This is a genomic window from Kitasatospora sp. NEAU-CNBT7, from assembly GCF_057220535.1.
The window spans coordinates 219,496-229,073 of sequence record NZ_JBXQQB010000011.1 but is presented as its reverse complement, the minus strand read 5'-3'; the positions used below and the strand labels follow the sequence as shown (position 1 = coordinate 229,073).

Below are 9,578 nucleotides of genomic sequence, written 5' to 3'. Positions count from 1 at the left end.
CTACGCCTGATCGACGGCATCGGCGCCACCGAACTGCTCCACGTCTTCATCTCCGCCGCCGACGGCGACATCCGCCCCGGCTCCACCGGCCGCCCCGTCCCCGGCTACCACGCCACCGTCCTGGACCAGGACGGCCACCCCGTCCCCGACGGACAACCCGGCCTGCTCGCCGTCAAAGGCCCGACCGGCTGCCGCTACCTCGCCGACGACCGCCAACTCGGCTACGTCCGCAACGGCTGGAACATCACCGGCGACACCTACATCCGCGACACCGACGGCTACTACTGGTTCCAGGCCCGCAACGACGACATGATCGTCTCCGCCGGCTACAACATCGCCGGCCCCGAGGTCGAACACACCCTGATGAACCACCCCGACGTCGCCGACTGCGCCGTCGTCGCCGCACCCGACCCGAGCCGCGGCACCATCGCCAAGGCCTACGTCGTGCTGCGCCCCGACGCCGCCGCCGACCCGGCCACCGCCACCGCGCTGCAGGACCACGTCAAACAGACCATCGCCCCCTACAAATACCCCCGCGCCATCGAGTTCGTCACCGAACTGCCCCGCAACTCCAGCGGCAAACTCCAGCGCGCCGAACTCCGCCGCCGCGCCCGTGGCGCCACCGGCTGACCGACGAAAGGCACCACCATGGACCACCCCGCCGCCCCCGCGCCTGCCGTCGCGCCCGCCACTGCCCCTGTGCCCGCCGCCGTGCCTGCCGCCGCCCCCGTGGCCGCCGAGGCCCTTCCGTCGATCACCGTCGAACGCCGGGTCGAATGGTCCGACACCGATGCGGCCGGTCACCACCACTTCTCGGCCGTGCTCCGGTGGGCCGAGGCGGCGGAGGCCGCCCTGCTGCGCCGGCTCGGCCTCGACGGGCTGTTCGGGAGCATCCCCCGGGTCCACTTCGAGGCGGACTACCTGGCCCGGCTGTGGTTCGGCGACGTGGTCCGGGTCGAGCTGCGGGTGGACCGGGTGGGCACCAGCTCGCTGCACTACGCCTTCGACGTGCACGGCCCGGAGGGTCCCGCCGCGACCGGGCGGATGTCGGTGGTCCACTCCGCGGCGACCGCCAAGGGCGCCGCGCCCTGGCCGGAGGAGACCAGGAGACTGCTCACCGGAGCCGGGCCGCAGCATCCGCAGACGCTGCGGTGAGATGTGGTCCGGGCCCGGTGGCCGGACCCGGCCCCGGGCTGCCGGGAGCGACGGGCCCCGCTCGGTATGATCACCTGACCATCAGCGGAGGAAGGGTGCCCATGTCGGAGTCGACGGCCCGGCCCAGTGCCCTGATCAGCACCGTCTACGGGGAGTTCGTCCGCCGGCTCGGCGGCTGGATCTCGATCGCCGACCTGATCGGCCTGATGGCCGAACTGGACGTCGACGGCCCCTCGGTACGCTCCGCGATCTCCCGGCTGAAGAAGGCCGGCACCCTGGTCCAGGAACGCCGGGACGGCACCGGCTACCGGCTCGGCCCCGAGATGGCACCGGTCTTCGACGAGGGCGACCGGCGGATCTTCGGCTGCCTGGAACCGGCCCGGCTGGCGGACGGCTGGGTGCTCGCCGTCTTCTCGGTCCCCGAGTCCGAACGCGCCCACCGCCACCAGCTGCGCTCCCGGCTCACCTGGCTCGGCTTCGGCAACGCCTCACCGGGCGTCTGGCTCGCCCCCGCCCGTCTGCTGCCGGACGCCCGGCGGATGCTCGAACGCCTCGGGCTGAGCGAGTACGTCCACCTCTTCACCTCCGACTACGCCGGCTTCGCCGAGCTGGAGCAGGCGGTCAGCTCCTGGTGGGACTTCCCCGCCATCGAGGCCCAGTACGCGGCCTTCACCGTCGCCTACCGGCCGGTCGCCGAGGAACTCGGACAGTACCCGCGGATCGACGAGGTCGAGGCGTTCCGCGAGTACGTGCCGATGCTCAACGACTGGCGCCGCCTGCCCTACCTCGACCCCGGCCTGCCGACCGAGCTGCTGCCCGCCGACTGGAACGCCGTCGAGGCCCGCCGGGTCTTCACCGACCTGCACCGCAGGCTCGCCGAACCGAGCCTGCGGCACGTCGTCAAGGTGACCGGCCTGGAACCGGCCGCCGGCTGACGCCCCGGTAGGGTGCCGGGGCGTCAGCCGACCGGTCGTGCCGGCTCGTCGTACCGGCTCGTCACACCGGCCGGTCGTACCGATGGGTGCCGGCCGTCGATCAGCCGTCTCCCGGCCTGCGGTCAGCCTTCGGCCAGCCGTCGGTCAGCCGTCGGTCAGCCTTCGATCCGGTGCTGGGTCCAGAAGGACGTCAGGTCGGTCGTGGTGGCGGCCTGCGCCGCGGCCTTGAACTCGGCCGTGGTGGAGACGCCGTACCAGTGCGACTGGGCGTAGTCGTGGAGCAGTTTGGTCATCGCGGTGTCGCCGAGCACCCGGCGCAGGTCGTGCAGGGCGCACTTGCCGTAGTTGTAGACCACGGTGGAGTAGCGGGAGGAGTGCGCGTCCCAGTACGCCATCGAGTTGGTGATCTTCTCGGCGGAGGAGGCCCAGGACGTGCTGCTCCAGCAGTTGGTCCCGGTCTTGCCGAGCGCCAGGTCGGTGGCGTAGTCGGTGAACGCCTCGTCCAGCCACGGGCTGTTGTACTCGTCGTCGCCGACGATGCCGTAGAAGTACTGGTGGCCCAGCTCGTGGGTGAGCGCGGTGGTGCTGACCAGGTCGAGGACGAAGCCGGGGTACTCCATGCCGCCGAACCAGAAGTTGTTGTCCAGCACCACGTCCGCCTCGCCGTACGGGTACGCGCCGAACCGCTGGGCGTGCGCGTCGATCGCCGAGATCGAGGTGGACAGCATGGACTGCTCGTCGGCGGTGCTGATCCCGCTGACACCGTAGACGTTGATCTTCACGCCGGCCGGCGAGGTGCCGGAGACCTTGGTGAACGCCCCGGCACCCCAGGCGAAGTCACGGACCTTGCTCGCGGTCGCCTTGGTGACGGTGCGTCCGGAGGTTCCCGGGGTGTCCACCGAGGTGCCGGTGGCCGGGACGAGCAGACCCGTCGGGTGGTCGAGGGTGACGCTGAAGTCCGACGCCAGCGAGTAGAAGGACTCGCCGTTGTTGGTGTACGGGTCGAGGTGCCAGCCGGAGCCGTCCCGGACCGCGAGGACGGGCAGGGCGTTGCCGATGAAGGCGAACGCACCGTCCCGCCCGAACCGGTCGGCGCCGCTCGGCACCGCGATGCCGAGGTCGAAGCCGACCGAGCCGCTCTGGCCCTGGGCCAGCGGTGCGGGCAGCGTCACCTTCAGGGCGGTGCAGTTGACGGACAGCGCGGAGGCGGTGCCGCCGGTCACGTTGGTCACGGTGATCGGGGTGCTCGGGCAGCTGCCGTGGTAGTTGTCCCACAGCCGCAGGTAGACCTCGGTGAGCGCGGTGGGGGAGGCGTTGGTGAAGTTGACGCTCTCGTGCCCGGTCCAGGTGGCGCCGCTCGCGTCGCTGGTCAGGTTCACCGTGTACGCCGGGGCCGCCGGGGTGCGGGTCGGGTCGGTGGTGGGCGGGGTGGTGCCGCCGCCGGAGGCGTCGAGGGTCACGTCGTCCAGCACGAAGCTGGTCTGCAGGCTGCTGTCCTCGGTGCCGGTGAAGGCGACGGCCACCGTCTGCCCCGCGAACGCGGACACGTCGATCGACTTCTGCACGTACCCGGCCTTGGCGTCCAGGTTGGAGTAGGTCGCCACGGTGGTGCTGCCGACCTTGGCGGTCAGCTTGTCGTAAGCGGTCGAGGTGGTGGTCTCGGCCGTGTCGATGTGCAGCCAGAAGCTCAGGGTCGCCTTGGTGCAGCCGGCCGGGAGGGTGACGGTCTGCGAGAGGTTCGAGGTGTGGGTCGAGCCGTAGCCGTTCAGCCAGGCGAAGGCGGTGCCGGTGTGGGCGCTCTGGCCGCTGCGGGAGGTGATCACGCCGCTCGACGAGGTCCAGGGCGAAGTGCCCGCCTCGAAACCGCTGTTGGCAACGGTCTGGGTGGCGGTGCAGTCGGCCGCGACGGCGGTTTGGGGTGCCGCCACCGTGGCCGCGCCGGCTGCCGCGACGAGCACGGAGCCGGCGATGAGGGATATCAGCCTGCTTCTCATCGGATCCTCTCGGGTGTGGGGGTCGCCCGTCGGACCGAAGGGATGATGGACCGTCACCTGTCGGCCGGACGGAACATCAGGAAGCGTGGCAGCAAACCCTCATTATTGATAGGGGCATGCCAGGCAATCCCGCCAGCCTTTGCCCGGCCTTGACCGTGGCCGTGGTCGTGGTCGTGGCCTTGACCGCGGCCGTGATCGTGGTCGTGGCCGGGTCGGGCCGGACCGGGTAGAGACGGTGGAGTGAGCGGGAGGAGGGCGCGAGCGGTTACCGGGGCGGTCAGCCGAACAGCGTGGCCGCGCGTGACAGGGCCGCCTCGGCCTCCGCCGGGGGCAGCGCCGTCCGGACCGAGACCACCGCCCGGACCAGCTGGTCACCGCTCTGGTACGGGAAGTCGGTGCCGAGCAGCAGCCGGTCCGCGCCGAGGGTGCGCGCCGCCAGCCGGATCGCCGGGACGTTGCCGTGCGCCACGGTGTCGTAGAGCAGTCGCCGGGCGGCCGAGGTGGGCGGTTCCGCGACCTCCGGGGCCTCCCAGCGGAGGTGCTCGTCGGCCCGCGGCAGCAGCATCGGCAGCGCGCCGCCCAGGTGCGACACCACGATCCGCAGCCGGGGGAAGCGGGCCGGGTAGCCGTTCAGCAGCAGGTCCATCGCCGCCACGGTGTCCTCCACCGGCGCGCCGACCATCCAGCGCATCCGTCCGTCCGCGATCAGCGGCGAGCCGGCCGCCTGCCCCGACGGGTGCAGGTACAGCACGCTGCCGCGCCGGTCCAGCTCCTCGAAGAGCGGGACGAAACCGGGATCCGTCAGCGCCCGCCCCAGCACGTCGGTGGTGAGCGCGACACCCGCCATGTCCAGGCCGTCCAGCGCCCGGGTCAGCTCCTCCAGCGCGGCGTCCAGGTGCGGCAGGGGCAGGGCGGCGAAGGCCGCGAAGCGGTCCGGGTGCTGCGAGGTCACCGTCGCGTACAGGTTGTTGGCGTGCCGGGCGGCGCTCACCGCGTGGTTGCGGTCGGTGAAATGCGGCACCTGCGGCGCGACGGACAGGATCTGGCACCCGATCCCCGCTGCGTCGTTGCGCGCGAACCGCTCCGCCAGCTCCCGTTCCCCGTCACCCGCCCCGAGCCCCCGCTGGCCGCCGGTGTCGGTGCGGCCGTAGGACTCCAGCCGGTCGAGGTAGGCGTCGCTCCACAGATGAGCGTGCACATCCGTGTACATGCCGCTTCCACCCGCCGTTCTTCACCGCCGCCGGTCGCCGTTCCTCACCGCTGCCCGTGATCGCTGTCCGTCACCGCCGTTCGACCACGCCGCGGACGAATGCGGCCTGTCCGGCGTGCTGGAGATCGTCCGAGACGACGCTCACCAGCCGGACACCCAGGGTCACCGGTGGGTCCCACCGCTCGTCCACCACCCGGTCGAGGTCCGCGTCGGTGAGCTCCCGCAGGTAGTCGAGCGTGGATGTGGCCACCGCGTCGTGGTACCCGGTCAGCAGGTCGGGGGAGTCGACGCGGACCGCGGCCACCTGGTCGCGGGCGTGCCCGTAACCCGTCGAGCCGACGGCGAGGGGGAGCGCGAACCGGTCCGCCCAGCCCCCGGCGACCCAGATCTGTTCGGTACCGGCCACGTCCGCGACGTGGTCGTCCTGAATCCGGGTCAGGTGCCAGACCAGCCACGCGATCGAGTTGGCGTCCGGGTCCAGCCGCCGGGCCAGCTCCTCGGTGCTCAGGCCGTCGACCGCGCCGTGCACGGTCTCCCGGATCCGGCCGAACGCATCGGCCAGCACATCCGTGCTCCTCATGGCACCTCCTCGACCGCAGGACCCGCCCTGCTCGACCGCGGCGGGCCTCACCGTTCCAGTGTGCGCGCCGGGCGGGCGGACGGCAGCGGAGGCCGGGGGCGGGGCCGGGGGCGTTCGGTCAGGGCAGTTGCTGCTCGGCCCAGATCACCTTGCCCTCGGCGGTGTACCGGGTGCCCCAGCGCTCGGCGAACTGGGCGACCAGGAACAGCCCGCGCCCGCCCTCGTCGGTGCTGGCCGCGTACTTCAGGTGCGGCGAGGTGCTGCTGCCGTCGGAGACCTCGCAGATCAGCGTGCGGTCGTGGATCAGCCGGACCCGGATCGGCGGCAGGCCGTAGCGGATCGCGTTGGTGATCAGCTCGCTGAGGATCAGCTCGGTGGTGAAGGCCAGGTCGTCCAGGTCCCAGTCGCTCAGCTTGCGCGCCACCACCGCGCGGATCTCGCGGACGGCGGCCGGGTCCGCGGGCACGTCCCACTCGGCCACCCGGTCCTCGGGCAGGGCGAGGGTCCGGGCCACCAGCAGGGCGATGTCGTCGGTGGGGTTGGCGGGGAGCAGCTGGGCGAGGACGTCCGCACAGGTCTGCTCGGGGGTGCGGTCGGCGCCTGCAAGCGTGCCCCGCAGCAGGTCGAGGCCGACGTCGATGTCCCGGTTGCGGTCCTCCACCAGGCCGTCGGTGTAGAGCACCAGCTTGCTGCCCTCCGCGAGTTCCAGCTCCGCCGTCTCGAACGGCAGCCCGACCAGCCCGAGCGGCGGCCCGGCCGGGACCTCGGGGAACTCCACCGTGCCGTCCGGCCGGACCACGGCCGGCGAGAGGTGGCCGGCCCGGGCCACCGTGCAGCGCAGTGACACCGGGTCGTAGATCGCGTACAGACAGGTGGCGCCGGTGATCGGGGCCTCGTCGCCGGCTCCCTGCTCCTGGTCGATCCGGTTGACCAGGTCGTCCATCAGGCCGAGCAGTTCGTCCGGCGGGAGGTCGAGCGAGGCGAAGTTGTGCACCGCGGTACGCAGCCGGCCCATGGTGGCGGCCGCGTGCACACCGTGACCGACCACGTCGCCGACCACCAGGGCCACCCGGGCCCCGGGCAGCGGGATGACGTCGAACCAGTCGCCGCCGACCCCGGCCTGCGCGGGCAGGTACCGGTACGCCACGTCCAGCGCGCTCTGCTCGGGCAGGCCGCCCGGCAGCAGGCTGTGCTGCAGGGTGACCGCCATGGTGTGCTCGCGGGTGAACCGGCGGGCGTTGTCGATCGAGACCGCCGCCCGGTTCACCAACTCCTCGCCCAGCCAGACGTCGTCCTCGTGGAACGGCTCCCGGCGCTGCGAACGCCAGAACGTGGCGATCCCCAGGACCACCCCGCGTGCCTGCAGCGGTACCGCGAGCAGCGCGTGCACGCCCTCGGTGCGTACCTTGCCGACCCGGTCCGCGTCGTGCTCCAGCCAGGCGTTCAGGGCCTCGTCGAGGTTGTCCTCGGTGACTGGCTGACCGCGGTCCAGGGCGAGCGCCCGCGGGGTCCCGGGCACCAGCGGGACGTCCTCGCCCACCGGGTAGAACGGCGCGTCCGGGAGGATGCTGCCCAGCCCGGCGCGGTACATCCGGGTCAGCGGTCCGGGCTCCTCGCCGCGCAGCACCGGTTCGGCGAGATCGACCGTCACGTGGTCGGCGAAGCCCGGAACGGTGGCGTCGGCCAGTTCCTGGGCGGTGCGGGCGACGTCCAGCGTGGTCCCGATCGTCATGCCCGCCTCGTACAGCAGCCGCAGCCGGCCCCGGGCCACGTCGGCCTTGCCGGACAGCGCGCGCAGCTCGGTCGAGTCGCGCAGCGTCGCGACCAGGCCGGGCGGACCGCCGTTGCGGTCGGTCGGCCGGACGTTCACGGCCAGCAGCAGGTCGCCCGCGGCGATCACCTCGTCGGTGACGGGCTCGGCCGAGACCAGCAACTCGGTCATCCGGCGCTCCAGGCCGAGATCGGTGACCTGCCGCCCCTCGGCGTCGGGCGGCAGCCCCAGCAGCCGGCCCGCCTCGTCGTTGGCGAGCAGCAGCCGGCCGTCCCCATCGATGATCAGAACGCCCTCGCGGACGGCGTGCAGGACCGCGTCGTGATGCTCGTACATCCTGGTCATCGCGGACGGGCCGAGTCCGCGGGTCTGCCGTCTGAGCCGGCGGCTGACCAGCGCGGCGCCGCCGGTGGCCAGGAGCAGAGCGGCTGCGGCGCTGCCGATCAGGATCGGCAGCTGACGTTCCGCGCTGTCGCTGACCCGGCTGGTCCTGATCCCGGCCGAGACCATCCCGACCACCGTGCCGTCGGTGTCGGTCACCGGCACCACCGCCTGCACCAGGTGCCCGATGGTCCCGTCGACCTCCTCGGTGATGGACTGGCCGGCGAGCGCGGGAGCGGTGTTCCCGACGAACTTCTTGCCGATCCGGTCCGGCATCGGATGGGTGTAGCGGATGCTGTCGGTGTTGAGCACCACGATGAAGTCCACCCCCGCCTTCATCCGGGCCTTCTCCGCGCTCGGCTGGAGGATGGCGGTCGGGTCCGGTGAACGCAGCGCCGCCACGATGCCCGGGGAACTGGCATAGGTCTCGGCCACCGCCAGCGAACGGTTGCGCGCCTCCGTCGCGGTGTCGTTGCGGGCCTGCAGGACCGTTTCGACACCCACCGCGAGCACCAGCAGCAGCACGATCACCACCTGCAGCACGAACACCTGACCGGCGACGCTGCGGGTGCCCAGCGCGGACCACGGACGCCGGCTCGGCCGCGGCTGCCCGTGCCGGCCGTGTCGGCGCCCCGGTTCGGGACGCTCACGCCGGTCCTGCGGGCGTCGGCCTGTGGATTCGGGGGCGGACGGAACCCGGGACCGACCCGGAATTCGGGCCATATGCCCATGTGTACCCCTCCTGGTCCCCGGAGGCCAAGACTTCGCGCCGTGCGTCGGCCGCCTTACGGAGGGCTTACGGCGGGCTTTCGGGCCGCTTGCGGGGGACTTGAGGGGGTGCGGAGGAGGCGGAGGGGACGAGGCGGGGACGGGGAGTGGACGCGAAGCGGACGCGGAGGAGGCTTGGGGGACTTGGGTCGAGGGGTGGAGGGGTGGAGGGAGGATCGGAGGATCATGGGAGGGGCGTGGGAGGGGCGTGCCGCGGGGCGGTGGGCGGGGCCGGGGGGCGGCCGGATTGTCAGTGCCCCCAACTAAAATTAGGAACTGTCAGCGAGTGCTCCACCAACGCACCGGGAGGTCGCCGATGTCCGTCGCCGCGCTCACGCAGCAGGCCCCGAAGAACCGCGCGCCGAAGTCCACCACCCGTCCGTCCCGCCGCACCCGACGCTCCGGCCCGCCCGCGGTCCGCCCGCTCCCGGCCGGCCTGCCTCGCGCCTGGTACATCGAGCACAACCGCCGCCTCAAGGCCATGCGCCTGGCGGTCGTCCTGCTCGACTCCGGTGTCTACGGCCCTCAGCAGGCCACCAACCGCCGGATCCGCTCGCTCGCCGTCCGGCTGGACATCCACCGGCCGTCCGCGGCCACCTGCCGGATGGTGAGGTCGTTCCTCCACCAGGACCACTGACGGGTGGCCCGGTCCGAGGAGCGCACCGACAGCTGCAGCGACAACCGCAGCGATAGCCGTACTGAGAGCCGTACTGAGAGCCGGACCGAGGTTTCGGCGGAGCGGCCGAGGGGCGGTCCTGCCACCGGGCAGTGGCACTGACAGCTC

Annotated in this window: 8 protein-coding genes; 4 read left to right on the top strand and 4 right to left on the bottom strand. The window is 72.4% G+C overall.

Annotation, left to right across the window (positions count from 1 at the left end; translation table 11 throughout):
* From AC2TEW_RS17580 to AC2TEW_RS17570, 3 genes are all read left to right on the top strand, one after another.
* The coding region (locus AC2TEW_RS17580; RefSeq protein WP_484624290.1) for an AMP-binding enzyme at nucleotides 1–630 on the top strand (630 nt) is incomplete at its 5' end.
* A gap of 18 nt (nucleotides 631–648) precedes the next feature.
* Nucleotides 649–1,155, top strand: coding sequence for an acyl-CoA thioesterase (locus AC2TEW_RS17575; protein WP_484624289.1), 507 nt, complete (start codon nucleotides 649–651; stop codon nucleotides 1,153–1,155).
* A gap of 101 nt (nucleotides 1,156–1,256) precedes the next feature.
* Nucleotides 1,257–2,090: a PaaX family transcriptional regulator gene (locus tag AC2TEW_RS17570; protein ID WP_484624288.1), complete on the top strand. Its 834-nt coding sequence runs from the start codon at nucleotides 1,257–1,259 to the stop codon at nucleotides 2,088–2,090.
* Nucleotides 2,091–2,245: 155 nt separating this feature from the next.
* Here AC2TEW_RS17570 and AC2TEW_RS17565 read toward each other — a convergent pair whose 3' ends face one another.
* The 4 genes from AC2TEW_RS17565 to AC2TEW_RS17550 all read right to left on the bottom strand — a co-directional run bounded on the left by AC2TEW_RS17565 (nucleotide 2,246) and on the right by AC2TEW_RS17550 (nucleotide 8,749).
* Nucleotides 2,246–4,084, bottom strand: coding sequence for a M1 family metallopeptidase (locus AC2TEW_RS17565; protein WP_484624287.1), 1,839 nt, complete (start codon nucleotides 4,082–4,084; stop codon nucleotides 2,246–2,248).
* Nucleotides 4,085–4,361: 277 nt separating this feature from the next.
* Nucleotides 4,362–5,294 (bottom strand): amidohydrolase family protein, encoded by a 933-nt coding sequence (locus AC2TEW_RS17560; RefSeq protein WP_484624286.1) that lies wholly within the window; start codon nucleotides 5,292–5,294, stop codon nucleotides 4,362–4,364.
* A 70-nt stretch (nucleotides 5,295–5,364) separates the two neighbouring features.
* Nucleotides 5,365–5,874 (bottom strand): mycothiol transferase, encoded by a 510-nt coding sequence (locus AC2TEW_RS17555; RefSeq protein WP_484624285.1) that lies wholly within the window; start codon nucleotides 5,872–5,874, stop codon nucleotides 5,365–5,367.
* 118 nt (nucleotides 5,875–5,992) lie between these two features.
* Nucleotides 5,993–8,749 carry a SpoIIE family protein phosphatase gene (locus AC2TEW_RS17550; protein WP_484624284.1) on the bottom strand — a complete coding sequence of 919 codons (2,757 nt, stop codon included), beginning with the start codon at nucleotides 8,747–8,749 and terminating at the stop codon, nucleotides 5,993–5,995.
* Between the two features lie 361 nt (nucleotides 8,750–9,110).
* On the opposite strand from AC2TEW_RS17550, the gene AC2TEW_RS17545 reads away from it, so the two are divergent.
* A complete protein-coding gene (locus tag AC2TEW_RS17545; RefSeq protein WP_484624283.1) occupies nucleotides 9,111–9,431 on the top strand; it encodes a hypothetical protein in 321 nt (106 codons plus the stop codon).
* The last annotated feature ends 147 nt before the right edge of the window (nucleotides 9,432–9,578 follow it).

Bases quoted from the DNA above. Each gene is read 5' to 3' on its own strand.
- AC2TEW_RS17575 (WP_484624289.1), top strand. From the start codon at position 649: ATGGACCACCCCGCCGCCCCCGCGCCTGCCGTCGCGCCCGCCACTGCC.
- AC2TEW_RS17570 (WP_484624288.1), top strand. From the start codon at position 1,257: ATGTCGGAGTCGACGGCCCGGCCCAGTGCCCTGATCAGCACCGTCTAC.
- AC2TEW_RS17565 (WP_484624287.1), bottom strand. From the start codon at position 4,084: ATGAGAAGCAGGCTGATATCCCTCATCGCCGGCTCCGTGCTCGTCGCG.
- AC2TEW_RS17560 (WP_484624286.1), bottom strand. From the start codon at position 5,294: ATGTACACGGATGTGCACGCTCATCTGTGGAGCGACGCCTACCTCGAC.
- AC2TEW_RS17555 (WP_484624285.1), bottom strand. From the start codon at position 5,874: ATGAGGAGCACGGATGTGCTGGCCGATGCGTTCGGCCGGATCCGGGAG.
- AC2TEW_RS17550 (WP_484624284.1), bottom strand. From the start codon at position 8,749: ATGGCCCGAATTCCGGGTCGGTCCCGGGTTCCGTCCGCCCCCGAATCC.
- AC2TEW_RS17545 (WP_484624283.1), top strand. From the start codon at position 9,111: ATGTCCGTCGCCGCGCTCACGCAGCAGGCCCCGAAGAACCGCGCGCCG.